This is a genomic window from Mesorhizobium sp. M1D.F.Ca.ET.231.01.1.1 (assembly GCF_003999155.2).
Classification (GTDB): domain Bacteria; phylum Pseudomonadota; class Alphaproteobacteria; order Rhizobiales; family Rhizobiaceae; genus Mesorhizobium.
Map to the genome: position 1 here is coordinate 1 of NZ_RZOZ02000157.1, position 331 is coordinate 331.

Genomic DNA, 331 nt, shown 5'->3' on the forward strand with positions numbered 1-331 from the left:
CTACGCCGCGCACGCCTTGATGATGCCCTACCAGGCCTTCCATGCCGCCGCCGTCCGTGCCCGCTACGACATCGACGTCCTGCGTTCCCGCTTCGGCGTCTCGTTCGAACAGGCGGCCAACCGCCTGACCATGCTGCAGCGTCCAGGCGCGGCTGGGGTGCCGTTCTTCATGCTGGAGGTCGACAATGCCGGCAATCGTTTCCGCAAGGCCGGCAGCCAGGGCTATCCGCAAAGCCGCTTCGGCGGCGGCTGTCCCAAACTTCCCGTGCATGCTGTCTTCTCGCAGCCGGGCCAGATCCTGGTCGAGGCGGTGGAAATGCCTGACGGCGCC

1 protein-coding gene is annotated in these 331 nt (G+C 67.1%); it reads left to right on the forward strand.

Annotated elements, in window-relative coordinates:
• Nucleotides 1-331: short-chain fatty acyl-CoA regulator family protein (locus EN874_RS32745; protein WP_127428859.1), on the forward strand; the 331-nt coding region annotated here is incomplete at both ends.